Raw genomic sequence first — 24295 nt, forward strand, 5'->3', positions numbered from 1 at the left:
GTGGTGGAAGCGCCCATACTAGGCTCCGAGCGGCCCGGGCGCAGCCGGGACTCTACCGGATTTTCCCCCCGAAGCGCCTGCACGCGCCGCCGTGACACGCGAGGATGGGGCCGATCCGGGCACCAGGCGAGCAGGGGACGGCATGACCAAACGACCGACGGCGATCTTCGTCCTGGGTGCCCTGCTGGCCCTGGTGAGCGCCTGCGGGACGGCGAAGGCGGGCACCGCGCTGCCGAAGGGCGACGACGCGGCGGACTACGTCGGCGCCAAGTTCGAGCAGGTGATCGGCAAGCTCGGCGACGCCATCACGGACTCGCGCGACGTCACCAACTCGCTGGACGCCTACTTCAAGTTCGACGACAAGTGGATCCACAGCACCGTGACGTCGGCGCGCACCGGCAGCCCGGAGAGCCGGGCGGTGCGGCACCGGTCGCAGAAGAACCCGGACGAGATCATCGACACGTACACGCCCGCGGACGGCACGGTCGAGTACACCTACCTCGGCCCGATGTACGTCCAGAAGGGCGTCTCGCCGACGGCGTGGGTCTCGATGCCGAAGCCGGAGGGCGGCCTGGTGCTCCCGTGCGCCTGGGGTGGGGTGCTGACGCCGTGCCGGATGGCGGACTCGGCCGTCGACGCGTACCAGGCCGACAAGCGCGCGGTCCGCGGCGCGAAGAGCCTCGGCGACGGCAAGACCGCGCTGACGGTGAACGTGCCGTTCGAGATCTTCGTCAAGAACAAGGTCGAGATCCTGCCGCCGAGCATCACCGACAAGATCGGGCCGGAGCTGAAGAAGGCCGCGGTCCCGGCCACGATCACGTTGAACCCGGACGGCAGCCTCGTCTCCTTCGTGATGGAGGCCAAGTTCGCCGGCGACGGTCACCAGCTCGAGCTCAAGTACGAGTTCCGGTTCACCGGCAAGGCGAGCCAGCAGGACATGCCGAAGCTGCCGGACGCGAGCCAGATCACGGTGCTGCCCGACCGGGCGGCGATGGACGACTTCTACCGCCGGCTCGGCGAAGCGCAGGGCAGCTGAGGCGTGACCAGGACCCGAGGTGATCTCCGATGACACAACCGTCGCAACCGTCACAGCCGCCGCAGCCACCGTCGCAGCCGTCCGACCCGCAGCAGCCGCAGCAGTGGTGGCAGCCGCCCGCTTCCGGCGCCCCCGCGGGGTGGCAGCCCGAGCAGCAGGCGACCGGCCCGCACGCCGGGCAGTGGCAGCAGCAGCACGACCCGGGCACCGGGTCCTACACCGGCCAGTGGAACCCGGGACAGCCGTCGGGCTCGTTCTCGGGCCCGTGGCAGCAGCCGGGGCAGCAGAGCGGCCCGTGGCAGCCGCCGTCCCAGCCGACTCCGCAGCAGCAGCCGCCGACGCCCGGCCACGGGCAGCAGTACGGCGGTGGGTTCCAGCCGTCGCAGTACGGCGGCCTCGGCGCGTTCCCGGCTGAACCGGCGAAGAAGCCGAAGTCGAAGAAGCCGGTGCTGATCGCCGTCGGCGCGGTGCTGGTGCTCGCGCTCGGCGGCGGCGCGGCGTGGCTGCTGGGTGCGTTCCGCGGGGACGTGCTGGACCGGCAGTCCCTTGAGGACGGTGTGGTCAAGGTCCTCAACGAGAACTACGGCGAGCCCGACGTCAAGAACGCGCAGTGCCCGGCGAACGAGGCCGCGCGGAACGGCACGACGTTCGACTGCACGGTGACCATCGGCGGGCAGCAGAAGAAGGTGACCGTGCGGGTGCTCAACGACCGGCCCGAGTACGAGGTCGGCGCCCCGCACTGACGGCTGCCGGCGCCTCGGCCGGGCACGGAATTTCCGGCCCGCAAAAGGAAAACGGCGGGCCCCGCACCGGAGTGCGGGCCCGCCGTGGTTTCCGGGGCTACCGGCTCAGAACAGGCCTTCGACGGCGCTGTCGGTCTGCTGGTAACCGTCGGCGATCTGCGGCAGGGCGGCGGCGATCTGCGCCAGAACCTGCTTCAGGTCCTCGAACTTCTGGTCCCAGGTGCGCTGGGCGGCGTCGTACTGCTCCTTCGCGGAACCGGTCCACGTGGTGGTCAGCGGACGCAGGTCGTCCTTGAGGCGGTCGAACGCGGACTGCAGCTCGCCCCCGGTCTGGGTGCAGTCGTCCGCGGCCGCGCGGATGGTGGCGTAATTGACGACAATGCCGGCGCCATCAGGCATGACTTACTCCTTTTGAGCTGAAGATGTCGGGTGGTCGAGAAAGGATTCGGAAGGTGCTCAGCCGAGGGCGTCGAAGCCGCGGTTGATGGCGCCCATGATCTCCTGCTGCTGCTGCTCGGAACGCTCGTACTTGGAGCCGGCTTCCTTGAGCAGCTCACCGATGCGCTGCAGGGCCTGCGCCATGCCGCGGGCGTCGTCGTCGAAGCGCATCATCACGTGGTCGAACGCCTTCTGCGCTTCACCCTGCCAGCCGGCGCGGGTGGCCTCGATGCGGTCGCGCAGCGTCGAGAGGTTCTGGTCCATCTGGGCCCGAACCTCGGTGACGCGCCCTTCGGCCTCGGTGAACTGAACAACTGTTCCTTGGAATCCCTGTCCGGCGCTCATACCGGTACCCCCTTCAGAAGAGTGGTGGTTGTCCGTACCAAGCTTGTTCGTTCGTACGGCCCTACGACGCAGACACTGCCACGTCCGGTTCCCCCTTGTCGTGCTTTGCCGCGAAGTAGTTGCTTGCGTTAACGCCCGCCGCGGGAACCGGTCGCCACGGGTATCCGGGGAACGCCCCGAACCGGTGGCGCATCACCCGAAAACATGTTCCCCACCAGCGGGATTAGCACGCGCACAGCAACCGTCGCAGCGGTTTCACTGATCGCGCTGCATGATTCGCATCTGGGAAAAGTCTTCGTCGTCATCACCCGATCGAGGGGCTCGCGCGGGAGATTGCGAACGCGAAGGAACCGGATCGGGCACCGCGGGAACCACGAGCCCCCGCGCGCGCCGGAACCGTTCGGCGGCCGCGCGCAGCGTTCCCGGCGTCGGATCGCCGGACTTCGCACCGCGCCCGCCGCGCTTCAGGAGATCGGCGTTTTCGCTGTGGTGCCGCTGGTTGCGCGCCTTCGCGTTCCCGGCGACGCGACGCGCGTGCGTCACCGCGTCCTGGCCGATGCGCCGGAAGGACGCCGCGGCGCTTGCGAATTCTTCGGACGGCACCGCGTGCCCCGCTCTCAGTTGAGGATTTCGACCGTGCGCACGGCCTGCGTGCAGGCGGCGGCGACCCGGTCCCGCAGCGCGGCCGTGGCGTACTGGCAGCCGACGTGGACCCGGATCCGGCCCTTCGCCACGACGTACCAGTCGACCTGGAGGTCGGGCCGGTCCGGCTTGCTCTCGTGGTAGCCGATCACCGTCTTGCCGGCGTAGGACAGGCTGGGGTTGTACGCGCTCCAGCGCGCCGGCGCGCCTTCGGCGAGGTGCCGGAGCTCGTCGACGAGCGTCTGCGGGTTCGCGGTCGCGTCGTAGTCCATGACGTACTCCTGGGCAACCACGAGGTCGTTGCCGTCCCGGGACTCCTGCGGGTGGATCACGACCTGCTTGTCGGCCACCCGGTCGTCGGTCTGGACCCAGTCCTCGGGAGCGACGAACTTGAAGTCGTACTGCGAAAGCGTCCGGCCGCTCTCCGGCTGGTTCCCGGAGTTGCTGAAGACGAGGAACCCGGCGACGAGCGCGGCCACGACGACCACCGCGCCCGCGACCGAGCCCCACAGCTTGCGCCGGCTCTTCGCGGCCGGGGGCGCGGGCCGGGCGGACGCGGCCGGGCCCGGCGGGTTCGGCCGCGCGGGCTGCCCGGCGGGCGGCGTCCACGGCCGGGCCACCGGCTGGCCTGCCGGTGGCGACGGCGGGGGCGCCGGGCGGTTCGGGAACCCGCCGGGCGCGGTGCGCGGCGGCGCCGGGCGCGGGGCGACGTCGCCGGGGCGGACGACCTCCGTGCGCTGCGCCGCCGGGCCGAGGGCACCCGGTGCCGCGGCCAGCCGCGCCATTGCCTCCCCCGGCAGCGCGCCGGTGCGGTCCGGGTCCACCAGCACCGCCCGCAGCGCACCGCGCGCGACGACCGTCTCGGGCTGGTCGAGGCTCGTCGGCACGACGCCGGTGCGTTCGTGCACCAGCCGCGAGATCATCGGGATCCGGCTCGACCCGCCGACCAGGAAGATCGCCGTGAGCTGCTTCGGCCGCAGGCCGGCGTCGCCGATCGCGGCGACCGTCAGCTCGACGGCCCGGCCCAGCGGGGCCGCGATCAGCCGTTCGAGGTCCTCACGGGTGACGTGCGCGTCGGCGAACGGCGGCGGCATCGGCACGTCGGTGTAGGCGTGCCGCGACAACGTCTCCTTCGCGCCTCGCACGTCCTGGCGCAGTACGCGGCGCCGGCGCCGGTCGGCCAGTTCGCGGCCTTCGACGAGCTCGCGCCACGCGCCCGGATCGGGCGCGGAGACCAGCGAACCGACGTGCTCCAGCAGCGCCTGGTCGATGTCCGCGCCGCCGAAGCCGGGGTCGCCGCGGGTGGCGAGCACCTGGAAGCCGCCGCGCTGCGGACGGCCGGCGCGGTCGCGCGCGGTGTCCGGCGGCAGCCGCCGCACCACGCTGACGTCGACCGTGCCGCCGCCGAGGTCCAGCACGGCCAGCGCGTCGCCGGGGCGGCCGCTGAACTCCACCGTGCGGTCGTTCGTCACTTCCTGCGGCGCGAACGTCGCCGCGTGGTACACCGCCGCCGCGACCGGCTCCGGCACCAGCGCGACCTCGCGCGCCAGCCCGCCCGCGGCCTGCCGCAGCAGCCGGGTGCGGATCGCGCCCCAGTCCGCGGGGTGGGTCAGCACGAGCAGGTCGACCTCGGCGTCACCGGCCAGGCGGCGCGCTTCGGAGACCGCGCGCCCCAGCACGGCGTGCACGACGTCGGTCACCCGCAGGACGTTCTCGCCGAGCAGCAGCTCGCCCTCGTCGATCCGCCGCTTCGGGTTCGGCTCGTACCGCGACGGGTCGACCGCCGCCTGCCGCTCGGCCTCCTGGCCGACGAACAGCGTGCCGTCCGCCGCCGCGTACACCGCCGAGGACATCAGCGGCTGGCCGTCGATCACCACGACCTGCGGCTCGCGCCCGTTCACCGAGGCGACGACGCAGGTGCTCGATGTCCCGAAGTCCACCGCAACCCGGACCGTCACCAGCAGCTCCCAAGAACGACGCAGTCTTCGTCGCGATCCCCCGCGCCCCGCCCGCGGGACGCGCCCTCGGGGAGGAACCTACCCCCCACCCCGGCGCGCCCCGCCACGGTGCTCAGTCGGGCTGGATCCACGAGACCTGGATCAGCTGCTTGCCGAACTTGCGGGTGAGCAGGTTGCCCCGGCCCGGCGGCATCGCGGACGGCTTGATGTTGCCGACCAGCGCACCTTCGTCGCGGGAGCCGTTCATCACCATGCCCGGCGCGGCGATTTCCTTGAGCTTGCCGATGATCGGGTCGTACATCGCCTTGCTCGCGCCACCGGTGCGGCGCACGACCACCAGGTGCAGGCCGACGTCCTTGGCCTGGGGCAGGAAGTCGGAGATCTTCCGCAGCGGGTTGTTCGTCGAGGTGGCGACCAGGTCGTAGTCGTCGACCAGGATGAACAGCTCCGGCCCCTTCCACCAGGACCGCGTCTTCAGCTGCTCCTGCGTGACGTCCGGGCCCGGCAGGCGGCGGGTCATCGAGTTGAAGACGTCGCCGACCATGCTCTCCAGCTGCGCGGAGGACACCGCGTACCCCAGCAGCGAATCGCCCTGGATGAAGCCGAGCATCGTGCGCCGGTAGTCGACCAGCAGGATGAGCGCTTCCTTGGCGGTGTAGCGCTCGGAGATGCCCCGGGCGATCTGCCGCAGCAGGTTCGTCTTCCCGGATTCGCCGTCGGCGAAGGCGTAGAAGTGCGGTTCGGCGTTGAAGTCCAGGTAGATCGGCTGCAGGTCCTCTTCGTTGACGCCGATCGGGATGAGCTTGGAGTCCCGCGCGGTGTCGAGCTGCAGCACGTCCTCGTAGGTGATCATCTCCGGCAGCAGGCGGACCTGCGGGGCGACCCGGCCGCGCCAGGCGCCCTTGATCTTCGCCACCGCGTCCGCCACCCCGGCGGCGATCGTCTCCGCGTCGCTGGAGCCGTCGATCCGCGGGAGACCGCCCAGCATGTGCAGCTTCTCCCGGGTCAGGCCCCGGCCCGGCCGCCCGGCCGGGATGTTCACCGCGATGCGCCGGTCGATGTCCGACTCGGTCGGGTCACCGAGGCGCAGCTCGAACCGGGTGCCCAGCATGTCCTTGATCGCCGGGCGGATGTCGGCCCACCGGTTGGCGGAGATGATCACGTGCACGCCGTAGGACAGACCCTGCGTGGCGAGCCGGGTGATCGTGGTCTCGAGCTCTTCGAAGTCGTCGCGCAGGGCCCGCCAGTTGTCCACCACCAGGAACGCGTCGCCGAACGGGTCCTGATCGGGGCGGATCTCGCCGCGGCGCTTGCGGTTGCGGAACTCGGTCATCGAGTCGATGCCCATCGCCCCGAACCGGCCTTCCCGCTCGGTGAGCAGGGTGGTCAGCTCGGCCACGATCCGCCGCGCCTTGTCCGGCTCGCGCCGGGCGACCGCGACCCCGCCCACGTGCGGCAGGTCCGCGAGCCCGGCCAGGGTGCCACCACCGAGGTCGAGGCAGTAGAACTGCGCCTCCTCCGGGGTGTGGGTCAGCGCCATCGACATGATCAGCGTCCGCAGCATGGTCGACTTGCCGGTCTGCGGGCCGCCGACGATCACCCCGTGCCCGGCCGCGCCGGAGAAGTCCGCCCACAGCGGGTCGCGGCGCTGCTCGTACGGCCGGTCGATGATGCCCAGCGGCACCTGCAGCCGCCCGTTGCCGAAGTAGCCCACCGGCGAAAGGCCGCGGTCGTCGGTCGGGTTCAGGTTGGGCAGCAGCGTGTCGAGCGAGTTCGGGTCCTTCAGCGGCGGCAGCCACACCTCGTGCGCCGGCGGGCCCTGCCCGACCAGGCGCGAGACGATGACGTCGAGCTCACTGGGCTCGACCGCCTCCTCCGACTGCGGCGCCTGCGCCACCGGCGCCTCGATCAGCTGCGGCTCCGGCTCCTTCGGCAGCTCCACGAAGTCCGGCACGAACAGCTGCGGCCGCTTGTCCGCCCGCACCACGGTCGCCGCCGGGCCCGCCGCCTTGAGCCCGGCCGGCCGGTACGGGCCCGAGACGTAGGACGCCTTGAACCGCACCAGCGTCGAGGTGTCGTACTTCAGGTAGCCACCACCGGGGACCGACGGCAGCTCGAACGCGTCCGGCACGCCGATCGCGGCGCGGGACTCCGCCGCCGAGAACGTCTTGAGACCGATCCGGTACGACAGGTGCGAGTCCAGGCCGCGCAGCTTGCCCTCTTCCAGGCGCTGCGAGGCCAGCAGCATGTGCATCTGCAGCGACCGGCCCAGCCGGCCGATGGCGACGAACAGGTCGATGAAGTCCGGCTTCGCGCTCAACAGCTCGGAAAACTCGTCACAGACGATGAACAACGCCGGCAGCGGGTCGAGGTCCGCGCCGTTTTCGCGCGCCTTCTCGTACTCCCACACGTTCTTGAAGTTGCCGCCGTTCTTCAGCGCCTCCTGCCGCCGGTTCATCTCGCCGGCCAGCGCGTCCTTCATGCGGTCGACCAGCGTGACCTCGTCCGCGAGGTTGGTGATGACCGCCGACACGTGCGGGGCCTTGTCCAGCCCGAGGAACGTCGCACCACCCTTGAAGTCGACCAGCACGAAGTTCAGCGTCGACGAGGAGTGCGTGGCCAGCAGGCCCAGCACCAGCGTGCGCAGGAACTCCGACTTACCGGAACCGGTCGCACCGATGCACAGGCCGTGCGGCCCCATGCCCTCGGCGGCGGCTTCCTTGATGTCCAGCTCGACCGGCTGCCCGTACTCACCCACACCGAACGGCACCCGGTAGCGGTCGCGGATCGGGCGCGGCCGCCACGCCTGCTGGACATCGAACGTCATCGGGTCACCCGGGATGCCGAGCAGCTCCAGCAGCGACGGGTTGGACAGCAGCGGCTCTTCGTCGCCGACGTCCTGGCCCGCGGCACCGCCGACGCGGTACGGCGAGATCAGCCGGGCCAGCGACTCGGTCTCGACCAGGCTGAGGGTGTCCGGGCGGCCGAACCACTCGACACCGCCGGCGCTGCGCGCGCCCAGCCTGTCGGCCTCGACGACCAGCCGGAGGCCGCGGCGGGCGGCGAGGTTGCCGAGCGAGTCGGACAGGTCGATCAGCGTGACGCCGACCAGGCCTTCCTCGAGCACGATCTGCTCTTCGCGCGTCACCTCGGCGTCGTCGATGATGATCACGACGTGCGGCTGGTCCGGCGCCGGCGTGGCGTTGCGGGAGAAGCGCTGGCGGTCACGCAGCTCTTCGTCGAGCCAGTCTTCGATCTGGGCCAGCGAACCGGCCATCATGCGGAGCTGGCCGATGCCGTCCGACAGCGTGGGGTGCTGCACGTGCGGCAGCCACTTCGCCCACTCCCACTCCTCCTTCGCCCGGCCCGCGGTGGCGACCGCGATCAGCACGTCGTCGGGGCTGTGGAAGGAAACCAGCTGCGCGAGCATCGCGCGGGTGAGGCCGCGGGTCAGCGCGCGGTCGCCCTGCATGCTGACGGCGGCGAACCCGCGCAGCGTGATCTGGGTCGGCAGGTCCGGCACGATCGAGTGCGCGCGCACGAACCGGCGCAGCGCGAGGGTGGCGATCGGCTCCAGCTCGTCGACGGGTCCGGTCTGGGGCGGGACCAGCCGCGTGGCGAGCCGGTGCGAGCTGCGCCCGACGCGCAGGTGCAGGAAGTCCTGGTCGTTCTGGCGGCGTTCCCACATCCGGCGGCTGGCGGCCAGCGACCACAGCGACTGCGGGTCGGGGTGCACCCACTCCAGCGCGGCCCGCTGGTCGACCATCGCCTCGCGGGCGCGGTCGCGCATCTGGCCCAGGTAGCGCAGGTAGTCCTTGCGGTCCTCGTCCATCTCGGCCCGCTTGGCGCCGCCGCCCTTGCCACCGCCGCCGGCCATCATCCCGAGCGTCCCGACGACCATCATGCCGCCCATGGCCATCATCATCGGGTTCCGGTTGCTGGCCTGGAACATGAAGACCATCATCCCGAGCGACGCGACGATCATGACGACCGGAAGCGCCTTCATCACGATGTTCCCGGGGATGACCCGGGGCACCTCGGGCGGCGGCTCGAGGTGCACCTCGCCGCCCGGCGGCCGCGGTGCCGCCAGCCGCGGCGACTTCTTGAACTGCAGCGTGCTCATCGAAGGACCCCTCATTCAAACTCGACGATGGCGGCCACCGCGTTGGTGCGCGACCAACCTATCGAACGCCCCCGTGGAATTCCGCCGGATGCCGGAACCGCCGGGGAACGCTGCCCGATCGTCGTGAGGCGAGTGTACGGCCCGGCACCGACAGTAATGTCGCGTTGGCCGCCCTGAGCTGCGGCAGCCGGTGAATTTCGGACGTTCGATGATGCCCGCGCCCGGGTTCGGTATAAGTTCCCCCGGGAGCAGTATCGACCGAGCGGGGGCAGTGCAGTGGCTACGGGCACGACAGTTTTCAGCAGGGTGACGGTCGTCGCGCCGTCCACCCGGATCGACGTGGCGCTGCCCGCCGACGTCGCGGTGGCCGATCTGCTGCCGATGCTGCTGGACATGGCCAAGGAGACCTCGCCCGACGGCGGCGCCCGCCACGGCGGCTGGGCGCTGGCGAAACTCGGCGACGCCCCGCTCGACCCGAGCCGGACGCTGGCCTCGCTCGGCGTCGTCGACGGCGAGCTCCTCCAGCTGCGCAAGCGCAACGAGAACCCGCCGCCGCCGCTCTACGACGACGTCGTCGACGCCATCGCCGAGTCTTCGCCGGACAGCTTCCGGCCGTGGACGAAGGAGACCGCGAACCGGTTCGGGCACGTCGCGGGCGGGCTGGCGCTGTTCGCCGCCGCCGTCGCGTTGTTCATGAGCGGTTCGTTCTACGGCGGCAGCGCGCTGGGCGCGGCCATCGCCGGCGGGATCGGCGCGATCGCCTGCGTCGCGATCGGCGCCACGCTCGCCAAGGGCTACCAGGCCGAGCCGACCGGCGTGCTGATCGCCGCGGCGGGCGGCCTGCCGCTGGCCTTCGTCAGCGGCTTCTACATCGTGCCCGGGCTGTCCCTGCGGGCGAACCTGCTGCTCGGCGCGGTGCTGGTGATCATCGTCGCCTCGGTCTGCATCATGGTGATCGGCGCCGGCATCACCACGTTCATCGCCGCGGCCACCGCGGGCACCTTCGGCGCGCTGGCCTTCCTGTTCGGCACGCTCGTCGCGCACCCGGCGGCCGGGATCGCGGCCGGCACCGTCGCGGTCGCCCTCGCCTGCATCTCGATCCTGCCGCGCGCCACGATCTGGCTCGCGAAGCTGCCGCTGCCGCACGTCCCGAGCAACGCCGAAGAGCTGAAGGAAGACTCCGGCTTCCCCGACTACCGGGCGATCGAGCGCCGCACGGCGATCGCGCACAACTACATGACCGGCCTGATGGTCGGCTGCGGGGCCACGGTCGCCGTCTCGGCGATCATCGCCGCGAGCGCGCCCGGGGCGTTCGGGATCATCCTCGGCGTCGTCGCCACGCTGGTCCTGCTGCTGCGCGCCCGCGCGTACGCCAACGGCAGCCAGGCGATCGCCCTGCTCACCACCGGCCTGGTCTCGGCGACCGGGATCGCCGCCGGCTGGCTGATCACGTCGAGCGCCCAGAACCGCCTGCTCTACGTCTTCGGCGCGCTGGTCCTGCTGGCCGCGGGCGCGCTCGTCGTCGGCGTGATCTTCCCGAACCAGCGGTTCTCGCCGCCGCTGCGGCGCACGGTGGAGATCATCGAAGCGATCTGCATCGCCTCCGTGCTGCCCCTCGCCCTCGGTGTGATGGACCTCTACACCACCCTGCGGCACCTGAACTTCAAGTGACCGGATCGGGTGAATCTCCGATGGCAGCAGCACGACGTCCCGGCGCCACCCGGCGGACCACGACCGCCCTGCTGGCCGGCACGATCGGCCTCCTGTCGCCGCTGACGCTCGCGGTGCCCGCGTGGGCGCAGGCCGCGCCGGCCGACGGCTACTTCGCGACGCCGCCGCCGGTCGACATGGACAAGCTGGTCCCCGACCAGCGCCAGCCCGACAAGACGTACACGCAGACGAAGGGCTGCGTGCAGCGCAGCACCCTCGGCCAGGACATCCAGCTCAAGAACCGCCCGTGGGGCCAGGAGTACCTGCAGATCTCCAAGGCGCAGGAAATCGTCAAGGCGGCCAAGGGCAGTGTCGGCGGGGGCGTCCGGGTCGCGGTGATCGACACCGGCGTGGCGCGGCACCCGTGGTTCCAGGACCGGCTCAAGTCCGGTGGCGACTACGTGGCCACACCGACCAAGGGGCAGCCGCCGGGGCTCGAGGACTGCGACGGCCACGGCACCGAGGTCGCCGGGATCATCGGGGCGAAGCCGGACAACCCCGAAGTCGGGTTCGTCGGCGTCGCGCCGGACGCCACGATCGTCTCGTACCGCCAGCTCAGCGAGAACTACGAGCCCGCGAAGCAGAACGCGACGGCCGGCTCGAGCGCCCCGCCGTCGTCGTCGAGCACGAACCCGCCGTCCGGGTCCAGCACCGAACTGCCGCCGGGCGGCGGCGGTGGCGGTGCCGAAGGCGACGGGACCTCCCCCGGGCAGTCCAACGGCGGGCGTCAGCTGGAGAAGGCCGGCACCGCGGGCACGCTGAGGACGCTGGCCGAGATCATCCACGGCATCGCCGAACGCCGCGAGGCCGACGTCATCAACATGTCGGTCGACAACTGCCGCCCGGCCACCGGGTCGATCACCGAAGGCGAGCAGCAGGTCCAGGCGGCCGTGCGCTTCGCGGCGCAGGCCGGCATCGTGATCGTCGCCGCGGCCGGCAACGCGACGGACACCTGCCCGCAGAACGACCAGCCGGACGCGCGCAAGCCGAAGACGATCGTGACCCCGCCGTGGTTCGCCGACGACGTGCTGTCGGTCGGCGCGATCGACGAGACCGGCGGCGTGGCGCCGTTCAGCGTGCACGGCCCGTGGGTCGGCGTCGCGGCGCCGGGCACGAAGATCGTCTCGCTCGACCCGGCCGAGGGATCCGGCAGCCTGGCGAACCTGACGTTCGAGAACGGCGACAAGGCCAGCGAGATCCAGGGCACCAGCTTCGCGGCGCCGTACGTGGCCGGCCTGGCGGCGCTGGTCAAGGCGAAGTACCCGGAGCTCGACGCGAAGGGCATCGTCAACCGGATCAAGGAGACGGCCCAGCACCCGGCGGCCCCGGGCGGCCGCGACAACTTCGTCGGCTACGGCGTGATCGACCCGGTGGCGGCGCTGACGCAGGTGCTGCCCTCGGAGGTCGGGAACCAGGCCCCGGCCCCGGGCCCGCAGCTGGCCCAGCTCCCCCCGGCCAACAACCACAGCTCGACGCCGGTGATCGTGGCACTGGCCGGCACCGCGGGCGGCGTGCTCGCCCTGCTGATCACGCTGTTCGTGATGCACACCATCCGCCGCAACCGCCCGGCCGAGCCGAACCCCCGCCGCTGACGGGCATCACGCGTGACGGGAAGGTCATCACCCGTGATTGAAGGGTCAGCTCACGTGATCAGAGGGTCGACACGGCACATCCGCCGTGTCGACCCTGCAATCACGCGAGTTGACCCCCAAATCACGTGAGCTGACCCTTCCGTCACTTCGCGGGGGGTTTCTTCTGCGGCGGGGTTTCGTCCTCGCCGATGACCGGCGGGGCGACCAGGCCGGGCTCGCCCAGCAATTCCGACGGCTTCGTCGTCGGGCGGGTCTTCGACTGGCGGCGGCCGCCACCACCGCCTCCGCCGAACGCCCCGAAGCCCATCATCGGCATCATCGGGACTCCGCCGGACGCACTCTGGTGGTCCTGGGCGGGCGGGGCCGGTTGCGGGGCGGCCGCGTCGGCGGGCTGGGCGGGGTCGGGGGTGCCGGCGCCCGTGTGCTTGCCCTCCGCCGGGCCGTCGGCCGCGGACGGGGTCATGACCTCGTCGTCGGCCGCGGGCGCCGCCGAAGCCGGGCCGTCGGCCTGCTCGCCCGCCTCGTTCAGGGCGTCGTCGTGCAGCTTGAAGCGCTCCGGCGGGTAGCGGTGCCGGATTTCGATGGTGCGGGACGCCGCGTCGGGGTCGTCGACGCCGTTGCACAGCCGGGCGAACGCTTCCAGCACGTCCTGCGCGGTCTCGTGCAGCGCCTTCGCCGAGTCCTGCGTCTCCTGCAGCTGGGCCCGCGCCCGCTTGGTGCCACCGGACGGGAGCAGCATCGTCTCCGACGTCAGCTCCGCCGCGTCCACCAGCACCTCGACGAGGTCGACGACGACGTGGCGCAGGGTCGTCACCAGCTCGTCCAGCGCGCCCGCCAGTGCGTCGAGGGCCTCGCGGAGGTCGCCGCCCGCCGCGCTGATCGTGCGGATGTAGGCGACGAAGGAGTCCGCGTCCTTGCCCTCCCAGCCCGCGTCGAGCCGGCCGAGCTGGTCGTCCAGGCGCGCCGAGACGTCGGCCGCCACCGAGGCCGCCCGGCGCAGGCCGTCCGCCTCCGCACCGAGTTCGGCCCAGCGGCCGACCAGCGGCCGAAAGTACGTCTCGACGGGGTCGATCACGCCCAGCTGCTGCGAAAGGTCCGTGAGGTACCCCAGGTACGGCTCGGCCGCCGCCGTGATGTCCTCGCCCGCCGGCACCGGCACCGAAGTCGTCATCCGTCGAGCCTCCCGGCCCGCTTGATCAGCTCCGCGGCTTCCTCGTCCTGCCCGCCGTGGCGGACCGTCACCTGCCGCAGCGCCTCCGCGGCCGAGCGCAGCGCCTCGGCGCCGTCGGCCAGCTGCCGCCGCAACGCCCCCGACGCGCGGCCGTACGACTCGCCGACGCCCAGCCGGGCCCCCAGCGTCCCGTAGGACTCCGCGGTGGCGTCCCCGCCGACCTCGGCCGCCGCGGCGTCCAGCTCGGCCGCCGCGGCCTCGGCCGTCTCGGCGTACCCGGCGACGACGACGCCGTCCATCTTCAAGCCGGCCACGGCACCTCCGCTCACGAGAAAGACCTTCGAGCGTGGGACGCCCGCCGCGGGCCGTCGGTTCCCTCAGCTCCCCGGTTTCACGGTCGGGTACGAGCCGGCGTTCGGGTCGATCGGCACCGAGTCGAACTGCCGCAGCACGTCCTGGGTGTTCAGCGACGCCCCGGTCGGCAGCAGCCCGATGATCGACTCGGGCGCGGGCTGCCGGTTGTTCATGCCGATCGCGTCCGCGGTCTGCGCGTCCGGGACGCTGTAGCGGACGCCCCGGTCGGAGATCAGCTGGATCTGGCCCTTGCCGAAGCTGGCCTTGCCGGTGGCGGACTGGACCACCGCGGCGAACCCGGGCTTGAGGTAGAAACCGTTGAGCGGCACCCGGTTCGGGCCCGGCGTGGTCACCGCCATCGGCGTGAACTTCTCGCCGGTGCTCTTCTGGCCGGGCAGCTGCGTGTCGACGAAGACCGAGGTGTGCGCGTCCTGGTCGGGGCCGGACCCCACGAGCGACCAGCCCAGGCAGGCGACCGACGAGTTCTTCGTCGCGTCGAGGACCGTCGGCACCGAGCGCGGGAAGTCGTCGACCGGGATGTAGTCGGGGTCGGTGGGCTGCAGGGTGTGCACCCCGGCGAGCTTGTCGAGGCCCAGCGTCTGGATCTTGCCGGAGCTGCCGTTCTTCGCGACGCGGATGATGTCGGCGACGGCGTTGGACACCCGCTGGATGCCGCCGCGGGTGATCGCCCAGTAGTTCAGCGTCGTCTCGCCGGCCTGCTGCGTGGCGAAGACATCGCCGGTGGTCAGGCCGTCGAAGTCCGCCGGGGCCTGGCCGTTCTGGATCTTCGGCGGGGTCAGCTTCGCGACCTCGGGGATCGCGTTGAGCAGGCCCTGCGTGATCTTCCGCGGCGACGGCGGCAGCTGCAGCGCCACCCGGACGGCGTCGTTCGGGTTGTCGACGTCGATCTCGGCGCGCACGGTGTTCGCGTTCGGCCGGTTCCGGGAGCTCGGCAGCCGGTAGACGAGGTAGGTCTTCCCGTTGTCGGCCTTCGCCAGCAACGCCTCGTTCTCCCGCAGTTCGGTGCCCAGGCTGCTCGGCGCGACGCCGCCGAAAACGTAGGTGTTGGTCCGGCCGGTGTCCGGGTTCGGCAGCGACGTGTCCAGCTGAACCTGGTCGCAGACGGCCCAATTGGGGGTAATCCGCTGGGAATCGGTCGGGATCAGCTGCGGACCGTCCGGAATTCCGGTCAGTTTGTCGCGCGGAATGTCCTTGAGCTGCTCGTCGGAAACGACGGTGGGATTCTTCACACTCGCCGGGCTCGCCGCGGCGGGGGCGGGCGCGGCGGGAGCGCCGGCGGCGCCCGCGCCGGGCGTCTTCTGCTGGGCCAGCAGCAGGAGCCGCGCCGACGCGAGGTTGAACGTCGGGATCAGCTTCTTCGGGTTGCCCGCCGCCACGACGTAGACCGTGCCGGACTGCTCGCCGATCACGATGTTCCCCGCCTCGGGCACCGACGGCGCCGGGCTGAGCAGGCCCCAGACCACGAAGACGATCATGCCGAGCGCACCCAGCACCACCCCGACGATCGTGGCGCGCGTGTGGGTGCGCATCGGATCGTGCAGCATCACGGCATCCCGCCGGACCAGCGCCGACTGCATCCGCCGTAGGACGAACTGATACGCCTGGACCTGAGACTTAGTCGTGGGTGTTGATGGCATTCTCGACCTACAGCTCTCCCCGTCGCGGTACGGTTCCGCAGGATAGCCGTACGGGGACCGTCTGGTGTGGGGTTTCTACCAACTCAAGCTAGGGTCGGGCACCCCGGGACCCGGCTTTCCGGGGTACGCAGCAAGCACGAGGGGAAGAGAAAGCGCGGATGTCCGTCACCACTCCTCCACGTCCGCCTGGCCCGCCCGGGCCCCCGCCGCCCGGTGGCCGTCCGCCGGGCCCGCCGCCGCGGCCGGGCAGACCCGGTGGTCCCGGCGGCCCCGGTGGCGTTCCGGGTGGCCCTGGCGGACCCGGTGGGGTGCCCGGTGGACCCGGTGGCGGTCCCGGTGGTCCCGGCGGCCCCGGCATGCCCCCGCGCGGTCCCGGCGGTCCTGGCCCCGGTCCCGGTGGCCCCGGCGGACGTCCCGGTGGCCCGGGTGGTCCCGGTGGTCCTGGTGGCGGCGGACCCGGTGGCCCTGGCGGTCCCGGTGGCGGCGGACCCGGTGGCCCAGGTGGTCCCGGTGGCGGCTCCGGCGGTTCCCCCGGCCCCGAGGACAGCGGTCCCCAGACTCCCCCGCCCGGCCCGGCCCGGGTGGCCCCGCCGGCACGGCGCCGGTCCGCCGGCGTCACCCTCGGCCCGCTGCCCGTGGCCAACCTCGTGGTGCTCGAAGTCGGCCTGGCGATCGGCCTGGTCCTGCTCGCGATCGACATGTCGCTCAAGTACGTCGGGATCGGCATCGTCGGCTTCGCCCTCATCGTCGCGCTGCTGCGCTGGCGCGGCCGCTGGTTCACCCAGTGGGTCGGTCTGACGCTGCGCTACACCTTCCGCTCGCACGACCGGGTGGCGAACCCGCTGCCGCCGAGCACCGTCGAGGAGCTGGCCGCCGAGGAGACCTCGGTCACCGGCCCCGACGACGCCCGCGTCAACCTGCTCCGGATCGCCGTGCCGGACCTCGTCGTCGCGCACGGCGTCGACCACGAACGCCAGCAGGTCGGGCTCGCCTGGAACGACGGCACCTGGACGGCGGTGCTGCTCGTCGAGCCGGCGCCGGCGTTGATCACCCAGGCCGACGGCGCGCCGAGCCTCCCGCTGTCGGCGCTGGCGCCCTGCCTCGAAGACCGCGGCGTGGTCCTCGACTCGATCCAGATGATCTGGCACTGCTACCCGGGCAGCGCGGCGCTGCCGTCGGACTCGCCGGCGCTGAGCTCCTACATGGAGGTGCTTGGCCCGCTGCCCGCGGCCGCCCGGCGGACGACGTGGGTGGCGATCCGCCTCGACCCGAAGCGCTGCCCGGCGGCGATCCGGGAACGCGGCGGCGGCGTCGTCGGCGCCCACCGCGCGCTGATCGGGGCGCTGTCGCGGGTCCGCAACGCGCTGGAGTCCCAGGGCGTGCCGACCCGGCCGCTCGACCCCGACGAGCTGCTGCGGGCGGGCATTTCCGCCGCGGAGCTGACGTCGGTGGCCGGGTCGCCGACCAAGGTGACGTTGCAGGAACGGTGGTCCGGTGTGACCGCGGCCGGCATCGGGCACGCGAGCTACGCCATCACCGGCTGGCCGAAGGGCAAGGTGACCAGCAGCCTGAACGCGCTGACGAGCGTCCGCGCGCTGTCGGCGACGCTCGCGATGTCGATTTCCCCGGCGTCCGACGAGGGCAAGATCGGGCTGCGCGGGGTGGTCCGGCTGAGCGCGCGGAACCCGCGTGAGCTCGACGCCGCCGACCAGCGGCTGCAGGGGCTGTCCGAGCGGCTCGGGGTGGACCTGACGCCGCTGCGCGGGCTGCAGGTCTCCGCGTTCGCCGCGACGTTGCCGATCGGAGGCACAGCATGAGTTCGCGAGTTCGTGACGCGGGGCAGAACAGTGGCGTGGCACCGGAGTTCACGGTGGACCCCGCGCTGCTCGACGCGATCAGCCCCTCGGGCGACCGCGGCGGCATCGTGCTGGGCTCGGGCCTCAAGGGCGAGCCGCTGACCATCTCGGCGCTGCGGTCGACCCCCACCCGGATCGTCCTGGTGGGCGGGTTGTACCTGGCCCGGCAGGTGGCCATGCGCGCGATGGCGGTCGGCGCCTGGGTCGTCGTCGCGACCGGGCGCCCGACCGAGTGGCAGGTGCTCTCCCGGGCGGCGGGCAGCCGCGACGGGCGGCCGTCGCCGCTGGTGCAGATCCGCCGGCTGTCGCCGGTCGAGCTGCCGCGGCCGTCGGAGGACGCGCCGCTGCTGGTGGTGACCGACGGCGGCCCGACCCCGCAGGACCTGTTCCCGCCCCGCTCGCCGTGGCAGACGACGGTCTACGTGCTGCCGTACCTGCACCCGCAGGCGGGCGCGACGGCCAACGCCGCGGACCTGGTGCTGATGCAGCGCCTCCCGGCCGGCCAGGCCGAGCTGGCGGCCCGCATCTGGCGCCTGCCGCCGCAGATGATGCGCCAGCTGACGACGTTGAAGGACGACCAGGTGGTGGCGCTGGGCCGCAACCTCTGGCGGCCGTTGCGGCTGGTGACGCAAGGCAAGGAGCAGCAGCTCCTCGGCCCGGTCCGCCGCGGCGACTGAGGTCCTCTCCGGACACGCTGAAGCGGGTGGTTCCCCTCGGGGAGCCACCCGCTTCGGTCGTCAGGGAGTGGTGCGGACGTTCCTGGTCTGCTCGGCGCGGGCGGCCAGCTCGGCGTCCGGCGGGTAGTCGACGCCCAGCAGCGTGAGGCCGTGGGCCGGGGCGACCGCGCTGTCGCGGATGCCGCTCTCCAGCACCTTCCCCGGCCACGCGTCCGTGCGGCGGCCGTCGCCGACCAGCAGCAGCACGCCGACCAGGCTGCGGACCATCGAGTGGCAGAACGCGTCCGCCGAGACGCGGACCTCCAGCAGGTGGTCGTCCACCCGGGCCCACTCCAGGCGCTGCAGCTCGCGGATCGTCGTGCCCGTGTCGCGCTGCTTGCAGTACGCCGCGAAGTCGTGCAGGCCGAGCAGCTCGGCCGCCGCCGTGTTCATCGCGTCCGTCGACAGTGGACGGTTCCAGGCCAGGGTGTCGTGGCGGCGCAGCGGGTCCACGCCCCAGGGCGCGTCCGAGACCCGGTAGCGGTAGTGCCGCCGGATCGCGGAGAACCGCGCGTCGAAGCCCTCGGGCGCGATCCGGGCGCCCAGCACCCGGACGTCAGCGGGCAGCAGGCGGTTCCAGCGGCCCACCATGCGGGTCAGGTCCGGGATGCCCTCGGGAGACACCGGAACGCGGCCTGAGGGCCCGGAAAGCGGCACGACGTCGACGTGCACCACCTGGCCGGTCGCGTGCACCCCGGCGTCCGTGCGGCCCGCCACGACGACGGACTTCGGCACCGCGGCGCCGGGCGGCTGCTTCTGCAGGGCCTCCTCCAGGAGCCCCTGGACCGTGCGGCGGCCCGGCTGGCGGGCCCAGCCCGAGAAGTCCGTGCCGTCGTAGGACACGTCCAGGCGCAGACGAACGAGCCCGCCCTCCCCGAGGGGAGTGGCGGGCTCGTCCGGTGTCGAATCGGCCGTCAGGACGTCAGTCCTTCTTGGCGTCGGCGTCGGTCTCCTCCGAGGCCGGGGCCTCGGTGGTCTCCTCGGCCTTGGCCTCCTCGGCAGCCGGAGCCTCCTCCGAAGCGGCGGGCGCCTCGGTGGTGGTCTCCTCGGCGACCGGAGCGGCGGCCTTCTCGTCCTTGGCGAACTTCGTCTTGCGAGCGCGCTCGGCTTCCGAGGTCACCGTCTTCTCGGCCACCAGCTCGATGACGGCCATGGCGGCGTTGTCGCCCTTGCGCGGCATCGTCTTGGTGATCCGGGTGTAGCCACCCGCGCGCTCCGCGAAGTGCGGACCGATCTCCGCGAACAGCTTGTGCACGACGTCCTTGTCACGGACGACCTTCTGCACCTGACGACGGTTGTGCAGGTCGCCCCGCTTCGCCTTCGTGATCAGCTTCTCGGCCAGCGGGCGGACCCGGCGGGCCTTCGCCTCGGTGGTCGTGATCTTGCCGTGCTCGAACAGCTGCGTGGCCAAGTTGGCCAGGATCAGCCGCTCGTGCGCGGACGACCCGCCGAGCCGGGCTCCCTTGGTAGGGGTGGGCATTGGTTCTCCTAGTTCAGCTCACAGCGTCCAGGCACACGGCCTCAGAGCTGCTCGGTCTCTGCGTAGTCCTGGCCATCGTCGTGGCCGTCCGAAATCCCGTCGGCGATGCCACCGACACCCTCCGACCAGCCTTCACCGTCGTAGCTGGCGGCCGCCGCGGTCGGGTCGAACCCGGGCGGGCTGTCCTTCAGCGCGAGGCCGAGACCGACGAGCTTGAGCTTGACCTCGTCGATCGACTTGGCGCCGAAGTTGCGGATGTCGAGCAGGTCCGCCTCGCTGCGCGAGACGAGCTCGCCCACCGTGTGGATGCCCTCGCGCTTGAGGCAGTTGTACGACCGGACGGTGAGGTCCAGGTCCTCGATCGGCATCGCGTAGGCGGCGATGGTGTCCGCCTCCTGCGGCGACGGGCCGATCTCGATGCCCTCGGCGTCGACGTTCAGCTCGCGGGCGAGACCGAACAGCTCCACCAGCGTCTTGCCGGCCGACGCGACCGCGTCGCGCGGCGTGATCGACGGCTTGGTCTCGACGTCCAGGATCAGCTTGTCGAAGTCGGTGCGCTGCTCGACACGGGTGGCCTCGACCTTGTAGGTCACCTTGAGCACCGGCGAGTAGATCGAGTCGACCGGGATCCGGCCGATCTCCGCGCCCGCCTGCTTGTTCTGCAGGGCCGGAACGTAACCGCGGCCGCGCTCGACGACGAGCTCGATCTCGAGCTTGCCCTTGCCGTTCAGCGACGCGATGTGCAGATCCGGGTTGTGCACGGTGACACCCGCCGGCGGCACGATGTCGGCCGCCGTGACCTCACCCGGGCCCTGCTTGCGCAGGTACATGGTGACCGGCTCGTCCTCTTCCGAGGACACCACGAGCTCCTTGAGGTTCAGGATGATGTCGGTGACGTCTTCCTTCACCCCGGGAACGGTGGTGAACTCGTGCAGCACGCCGTCGATGCGGATGCTCGTCACGGCCGCGCCCGGGATGGACGACAGCAGCGTACGACGCAGCGAGTTGCCGAGCGTGTAGCCGAAGCCGGGCTCCAGCGGTTCGATGGTGAACCGGGAGCGGGTCTCGTTGACCGTCTCTTCGCCGAGAGCCGGCCGCTGGGAAATCAGCATTTCTTCCTAGTTCCTTTCCAGACGACGCCCGCCATATGACGTCGAAGGGATGGCGCGGCGGCGGCGCACCTGTTGCGCCGCCGCCCTGCGTCCGACGAAGCCGGACTACTTCGAGTAGAGCTCGACGATCAGCTGTTCCTGAACCGGAACGTCGATCTGCGCACGCTCCGGGAGCTGGTGGACCAGCACGCGGAGGTTGGACTGGACGACCTGCAGCCACGCCGGGATCGGGCGCTCGCCGAAGGACTCCTTCGCCGCCACGAACGGCAGCATGCCCATGGACTTCGGCCGCACGTCGATGATGTCCCACTTGGTGACCTGGAACGACGGGACGTTCACCTTCTGGCCGTTGACCAGGAAGTGGCCGTGGCTCACCAGCTGGCGCGCCTGGCGGCGCGTGCGGGCGATGCCGGCGCGGTAGATCACGTTGTCCAGGCGGGACTCGAGGATCTGCAGCAGGTTCTCACCGGTCTTGCCGGGACGCCGGACGGCTTCCTTGTAGTACCGGACGAACTGACGCTCGAGCACGCCGTAGGTGTAGCGAGCCTTCTGCTTCTCCTGCGACTGCAGGAGGTACTCGGACTCCTTGATGCGCCCGCGGCCGTGCTGGCCCGGCGGGTAGGGGCGACGCTCGAAAGCCTGGTCGCCGCCGATGAGGTCAACCTTGAGGCGACGCGAAATACGCGTCGCGGGGCCGGTGTAACGAGCCATTTCTTCTTACTCCTCCCCGTTCCTCAGACCCGGCGCCGCTTGGGCGGGCGGCAGCCGTTGTGAGGCTGCGGGGTCACGTCCTGAATGGTGCCGACCTCGAGGCCGGCCGCCTGCAGCGAGCGGATCGCCGTCTCGCGGCCCGAACCCGGGCCCTTCACGAAGACGTCGACCTTCTTCATGCCGTGCTCGGCGGCCTTGCGGGCAGCGTTTTCGGCGGCCATCTGCGCGGCGAACGGGGTGGACTTGCGCGAGCCCTTGAAGCCCACGTGCCCACTCGACGCCCACGCGATCACGGCACCGGTCGGGTCCGTGATCGAGACGATGGTGTTGTTGAAGGTGCTCTTGATGTGCGCGTGACCGTGCGCGACATTCTTCTTTTCCTTGCGGCGGACCTTCTTGGCCCCGGCCGCAGTACGAGACTTCGGTGGCATGTTCTGAGGGTTCTCCTGTTAGCGCGCGTTCTCTTGGTGAGCGGCGACCGCTTCGGCCTGGCCGCGCCGGATGATCGAACCGGCGTCGGTGTACAGGTTGCGGAGCGCCATCGGGCGGGCGTAGAGCGCCTTGGGCGAGACACAAGCCGAGCCGCGGCGCTGAACGCCACCCATCTGCACGACCTTCTTGCCCTGGACGCTCACTTCTTGCCAGCCTTCTTCTTGCCGGCGACCGTCTTCTTCGGACCCTTGCGGGTGCGGGCGTTCGTCTTGGTGCGCTGACCACGGACGGGAAGTCCGCGGCGCCAGCGAAGGCCCTCGTAGCACCCGATCTCGATCTTCCGACGGATGTCGGCGTTCACCTCACGGCGAAGGTCACCCTCGACCTTGAAGTTCTCTTCGATGTACGTACGCAGCTTCGCGAGGTCGTCATCGCTGAGGTCCTTGACGCGGGTGTCCGCGTTGAGCTCGGCAGCCTTGATGAGCTGCTTCGAGCGGGTACGGCCGATGCCGTAGATGTAGGTAAGCGCGATCTCCAACCGCTTCTCGCGGGGGAGGTCTACGCCAGCGAGTCGTGCCATTGGCGCTGATGCTCCTTCATAGTTTCTTCTTCAGGTCTGCTCCCCGTCCGGTTCCGGGACCGACTCGCCTGTCGTGCCCTCGGCTTGCGCCTCGGGTGTCCCAGCCCCGGCCTGAAGCCCGGGGGTGAACCGGTTCACTCACGTGAGCCGGCAGGTGCGGGGAGGTTGTGTAGCCGTCAATCCACTCTGCTCGAGTGCTTGGCGATCAGCCCTGCCGCTGCTTGTGCCGCAGGTTCTCGCAGATCACCATGATCCGGCCGTGGCGGCGGATCACCTTGCACTTGTCGCAGATCTTCTTGACGCTCGGCTGAACCTTCACGTCTTCTGCTCTCCTGTTAGCCGCTCTTCGTGATCACTTGTAGCGGTAGACGATGCGACCACGAGAGAGGTCGTAGGGCGAAAGCTCCACGACAACCCTGTCCTCCGGCAGGATGCGGATGTAGTGCTGCCGCATCTTGCCGCTGATGTGAGCCAGGACCTTGTGGCCGTTCTCCAACTCGACGCGGAACATCGCGTTGGGGAGCGGCTCGACTACGCGGCCTTCGACCTCGATGGCCCCGTCTTTCTTCGCCATGTCCTCCGCTTTTCCTGTCGAACTCTGCCTTGTCAACAGCGTCTGTCGCCACACCATGATCAACTCGAGCACTAGTGCCGGGTTGGGGTGTTGCGTGGCACACTGGTGCCCGGCTCCCAAGACCGTGAATTCACGAGCGCGCAGGATCCGGGCGCGATAAGTGCGCCGACTTGACAGTGTACGCATGTCGTGTCGCGACCCCCAAACCGGGGGTGACCATGCTAAAGGCGTGTGCAGGTGGACGTGATGGCGATCACCGCTTGTGGGTGAATCCCCAGCTCAGGAGTCTTCCGGGGCCGTCAGCACCCAGGGGCCGTCTTCGGTGATCGCCACCGTGTGCTCCCAGTGGGCCGCGCGGGAGCCGTCGGCCGTGACGACCGTCCAGCCGTCGTCCAGCTCGCGGGTCTCGCCGCCGCCGCCGGTGAGCATCGGCTCGATCGCCAGCGCCATGCCGGGCTTCAGCCGGGGGCCCTTGCCGGGCTTGCCGACGTTCGGCAGGAACGGGTCCATGTGCATCTGGCGGCCGATGCCGTGGCCGCCGTACTCGACGATCATCCCGTACTCGACGCCGTCGTCGCGGCCCGCGCGCTCGGCGGCCGACTGGACGGCGTAGGAGATGTCGGTGAGCCGGCCGCCGGCGTTGACCGCCTCGATCCCGGCCCACATCGCCGCCTCGGTCGCCGCGGACAGCGCGAGGTCGGCGTCGGAGACCTGGCCGATGGCCAGCGTGACGGCGGAGTCGCCGTGCCAGCCGTCGAGGATGGCGCCGCAGTCGACGGAGATGATGTCGCCGTCGGCCAGCACCTGGGTCTTCGCCGGGATGCCGTGGACGATCTGCTCGTTGACCGAGGCGCAGATCGACGCCGGGAAGCCGTGGTAGCCCTTGAACGACGGCACCGCGCCGGCGTCCCGGATCGTCTGCTCGGCCAGCTCGTCGAGCTCGGCGGTGCTGACGCCCGGTTTCGCCGCGGCGCGGACCGCCGCGAGCGTGCGGGCGACGACCAGGCCGGCGGCCCGCATCGCCTGCAGCTCGTCCGGGGTCTTGACTTCGATCATGCGCCCAC

24 protein-coding genes are annotated in these 24295 nt (G+C 71.2%); 6 read left to right on the forward strand and 18 right to left on the reverse strand.

Going from position 1 to position 24295, the window contains the following annotated elements; all coding sequences use genetic code 11:
- Positions 1-142 precede the first annotated feature (142 nt).
- The gene (locus tag ACWEGE_RS02580) at positions 143-1036 is read left to right on the forward strand and encodes a hypothetical protein (protein ID WP_449658706.1); all 894 of its coding nucleotides are present in this window, start codon (positions 143-145) and stop codon (positions 1034-1036) included.
- A 29-nt stretch (positions 1037-1065) separates the two neighbouring features.
- Positions 1066-1779: a DUF4333 domain-containing protein gene (locus ACWEGE_RS02585; RefSeq protein WP_449658707.1), complete on the forward strand. Its 714-nt coding sequence runs from the start codon at positions 1066-1068 to the stop codon at positions 1777-1779.
- A gap of 105 nt (positions 1780-1884) precedes the next feature.
- Here the strand turns inward: ACWEGE_RS02585 and ACWEGE_RS02590 are convergent, their stop codons facing one another.
- The 5 genes from ACWEGE_RS02590 to eccCa form a co-directional block, all read right to left on the reverse strand.
- Entirely contained in the window at positions 1885-2178 is a 294-nt protein-coding gene (locus ACWEGE_RS02590; RefSeq protein ID WP_449658708.1) for a WXG100 family type VII secretion target, read from the reverse strand.
- Positions 2179-2235: 57 nt separating this feature from the next.
- Complete coding sequence (locus ACWEGE_RS02595) at positions 2236-2562, reverse strand: WXG100 family type VII secretion target (protein ID WP_449658709.1); 327 nt, start codon at positions 2560-2562, stop codon at positions 2236-2238.
- A gap of 255 nt (positions 2563-2817) precedes the next feature.
- Entirely contained in the window at positions 2818-3165 is a 348-nt protein-coding gene (locus ACWEGE_RS02600) for a hypothetical protein (protein WP_449658710.1), read from the reverse strand.
- Positions 3166-3179: 14 nt separating this feature from the next.
- A complete protein-coding gene (locus ACWEGE_RS02605) occupies positions 3180-5162 on the reverse strand; it encodes a type VII secretion-associated protein (protein ID WP_449658711.1) in 1983 nt (660 codons plus the stop codon).
- 112 nt (positions 5163-5274) lie between these two features.
- Positions 5275-9285, reverse strand: a complete 4011-nt coding sequence (eccCa, locus tag ACWEGE_RS02610; RefSeq protein ID WP_449658712.1) for a type VII secretion protein EccCa — start codon at positions 9283-9285, stop codon at positions 5275-5277.
- A 306-nt stretch (positions 9286-9591) separates the two neighbouring features.
- On the opposite strand from eccCa, the gene eccD reads away from it, so the two are divergent.
- Complete coding sequence (eccD, locus tag ACWEGE_RS02615) at positions 9592-10956, forward strand: type VII secretion integral membrane protein EccD (RefSeq protein ID WP_449658713.1); 1365 nt, start codon at positions 9592-9594, stop codon at positions 10954-10956.
- A 20-nt stretch (positions 10957-10976) separates the two neighbouring features.
- Positions 10977-12587 (forward strand): S8 family serine peptidase, encoded by a 1611-nt coding sequence (locus tag ACWEGE_RS02620; RefSeq protein WP_449658714.1) that lies wholly within the window; start codon positions 10977-10979, stop codon positions 12585-12587.
- Between the two features lie 142 nt (positions 12588-12729).
- Here ACWEGE_RS02620 and ACWEGE_RS02625 read toward each other — a convergent pair whose 3' ends face one another.
- Genes ACWEGE_RS02625 through eccB form a run of 3 tightly spaced genes read right to left on the reverse strand, consistent with a single transcriptional unit; the run spans position 12730 to position 15770 of the window.
- A complete protein-coding gene (locus tag ACWEGE_RS02625; RefSeq protein ID WP_449658715.1) occupies positions 12730-13758 on the reverse strand; it encodes a WXG100 family type VII secretion target in 1029 nt (342 codons plus the stop codon).
- A complete protein-coding gene (locus ACWEGE_RS02630; protein ID WP_449658716.1) occupies positions 13755-14087 on the reverse strand; it encodes a hypothetical protein in 333 nt (110 codons plus the stop codon). The genes ACWEGE_RS02625 and ACWEGE_RS02630 overlap by 4 nt, the downstream gene beginning before the upstream one ends.
- Before the next feature lie 48 nt (positions 14088-14135).
- Positions 14136-15770: a type VII secretion protein EccB gene (eccB, locus tag ACWEGE_RS02635; protein ID WP_449658717.1), complete on the reverse strand. Its 1635-nt coding sequence runs from the start codon at positions 15768-15770 to the stop codon at positions 14136-14138.
- Between the two features lie 635 nt (positions 15771-16405).
- On the opposite strand from eccB, the gene eccE reads away from it, so the two are divergent.
- Both eccE and ACWEGE_RS02645 read left to right on the forward strand, forming a co-directional pair.
- Positions 16406-17587, forward strand: a complete 1182-nt coding sequence (gene eccE, locus ACWEGE_RS02640) for a type VII secretion protein EccE (protein ID WP_449658718.1) — start codon at positions 16406-16408, stop codon at positions 17585-17587.
- Positions 17584-18303 (forward strand): hypothetical protein, encoded by a 720-nt coding sequence (locus ACWEGE_RS02645; RefSeq protein WP_449658719.1) that lies wholly within the window; start codon positions 17584-17586, stop codon positions 18301-18303. Before eccE ends, ACWEGE_RS02645 begins: the two co-directional genes overlap by 4 nt.
- Before the next feature lie 60 nt (positions 18304-18363).
- Here the strand turns inward: ACWEGE_RS02645 and truA are convergent, their stop codons facing one another.
- From truA to map, 10 genes are all read right to left on the reverse strand, one after another.
- Positions 18364-19191, reverse strand: coding sequence for a tRNA pseudouridine(38-40) synthase TruA (truA, locus tag ACWEGE_RS02650; RefSeq protein WP_449659070.1), 828 nt, complete (start codon positions 19189-19191; stop codon positions 18364-18366).
- A 73-nt stretch (positions 19192-19264) separates the two neighbouring features.
- Positions 19265-19822 (reverse strand): 50S ribosomal protein L17, encoded by a 558-nt coding sequence (gene rplQ / locus ACWEGE_RS02655; protein WP_449658720.1) that lies wholly within the window; start codon positions 19820-19822, stop codon positions 19265-19267.
- Between the two features lie 41 nt (positions 19823-19863).
- Positions 19864-20934 (reverse strand): DNA-directed RNA polymerase subunit alpha, encoded by a 1071-nt coding sequence (locus ACWEGE_RS02660; RefSeq protein WP_004558887.1) that lies wholly within the window; start codon positions 20932-20934, stop codon positions 19864-19866.
- A gap of 105 nt (positions 20935-21039) precedes the next feature.
- Entirely contained in the window at positions 21040-21645 is a 606-nt protein-coding gene (rpsD, locus tag ACWEGE_RS02665) for a 30S ribosomal protein S4 (protein ID WP_125306120.1), read from the reverse strand.
- A gap of 23 nt (positions 21646-21668) precedes the next feature.
- Positions 21669-22076 (reverse strand): 30S ribosomal protein S11, encoded by a 408-nt coding sequence (gene rpsK / locus ACWEGE_RS02670; RefSeq protein WP_004558885.1) that lies wholly within the window; start codon positions 22074-22076, stop codon positions 21669-21671.
- 18 nt (positions 22077-22094) lie between these two features.
- On the reverse strand, positions 22095-22280 hold the full coding sequence (locus ACWEGE_RS02675) for a hypothetical protein (protein WP_013222623.1): 186 nt from the start codon (positions 22278-22280) through the stop codon (positions 22095-22097).
- A complete protein-coding gene (rpsM, locus tag ACWEGE_RS02680; RefSeq protein ID WP_004558883.1) occupies positions 22277-22657 on the reverse strand; it encodes a 30S ribosomal protein S13 in 381 nt (126 codons plus the stop codon). The genes ACWEGE_RS02675 and rpsM overlap by 4 nt, the downstream gene beginning before the upstream one ends.
- Positions 22658-22862: 205 nt before the next feature.
- Positions 22863-22976 (reverse strand): 50S ribosomal protein L36, encoded by a 114-nt coding sequence (gene rpmJ / locus ACWEGE_RS02685; RefSeq protein WP_004558882.1) that lies wholly within the window; start codon positions 22974-22976, stop codon positions 22863-22865.
- 33 nt (positions 22977-23009) lie between these two features.
- A complete protein-coding gene (gene infA / locus ACWEGE_RS02690) occupies positions 23010-23231 on the reverse strand; it encodes a translation initiation factor IF-1 (RefSeq protein WP_004558881.1) in 222 nt (73 codons plus the stop codon).
- 279 nt (positions 23232-23510) lie between these two features.
- Complete coding sequence (gene map / locus ACWEGE_RS02695; protein WP_449658721.1) at positions 23511-24287, reverse strand: type I methionyl aminopeptidase; 777 nt, start codon at positions 24285-24287, stop codon at positions 23511-23513.
- Between the last annotated feature and the right edge of the window lie 8 nt (positions 24288-24295).

The sequence above is a fragment of the Amycolatopsis sp. NPDC004747 genome, assembly GCF_053601335.1.

Bases quoted from the DNA above. Each gene is read 5' to 3' on its own strand.
- ACWEGE_RS02645 (WP_449658719.1), top strand. From the start codon at position 17,584: ATGAGTTCGCGAGTTCGTGACGCGGGGCAGAACAGTGGCGTGGCACCG.
- rplQ (WP_449658720.1), bottom strand. From the start codon at position 19,822: ATGCCCACCCCTACCAAGGGAGCCCGGCTCGGCGGGTCGTCCGCGCAC.
- infA (WP_004558881.1), bottom strand. From the start codon at position 23,231: ATGGCGAAGAAAGACGGGGCCATCGAGGTCGAAGGCCGCGTAGTCGAG.
- ACWEGE_RS02620 (WP_449658714.1), top strand. From the start codon at position 10,977: ATGGCAGCAGCACGACGTCCCGGCGCCACCCGGCGGACCACGACCGCC.
- map (WP_449658721.1), bottom strand. From the start codon at position 24,287: ATGATCGAAGTCAAGACCCCGGACGAGCTGCAGGCGATGCGGGCCGCC.
- eccCa (WP_449658712.1), bottom strand. From the start codon at position 9,285: ATGAGCACGCTGCAGTTCAAGAAGTCGCCGCGGCTGGCGGCACCGCGG.
- ACWEGE_RS02625 (WP_449658715.1), bottom strand. From the start codon at position 13,758: ATGACGACTTCGGTGCCGGTGCCGGCGGGCGAGGACATCACGGCGGCG.
- ACWEGE_RS02590 (WP_449658708.1), bottom strand. From the start codon at position 2,178: ATGCCTGATGGCGCCGGCATTGTCGTCAATTACGCCACCATCCGCGCG.
- ACWEGE_RS02585 (WP_449658707.1), top strand. From the start codon at position 1,066: ATGACACAACCGTCGCAACCGTCACAGCCGCCGCAGCCACCGTCGCAG.
- rpsD (WP_125306120.1), bottom strand. From the start codon at position 21,645: ATGGCTCGTTACACCGGCCCCGCGACGCGTATTTCGCGTCGCCTCAAG.
- eccB (WP_449658717.1), bottom strand. From the start codon at position 15,770: ATGCCATCAACACCCACGACTAAGTCTCAGGTCCAGGCGTATCAGTTC.
- ACWEGE_RS02660 (WP_004558887.1), bottom strand. From the start codon at position 20,934: ATGCTGATTTCCCAGCGGCCGGCTCTCGGCGAAGAGACGGTCAACGAG.
- rpsK (WP_004558885.1), bottom strand. From the start codon at position 22,076: ATGCCACCGAAGTCTCGTACTGCGGCCGGGGCCAAGAAGGTCCGCCGC.
- rpsM (WP_004558883.1), bottom strand. From the start codon at position 22,657: ATGGCACGACTCGCTGGCGTAGACCTCCCCCGCGAGAAGCGGTTGGAG.
- ACWEGE_RS02595 (WP_449658709.1), bottom strand. From the start codon at position 2,562: ATGAGCGCCGGACAGGGATTCCAAGGAACAGTTGTTCAGTTCACCGAG.
- ACWEGE_RS02580 (WP_449658706.1), top strand. From the start codon at position 143: ATGACCAAACGACCGACGGCGATCTTCGTCCTGGGTGCCCTGCTGGCC.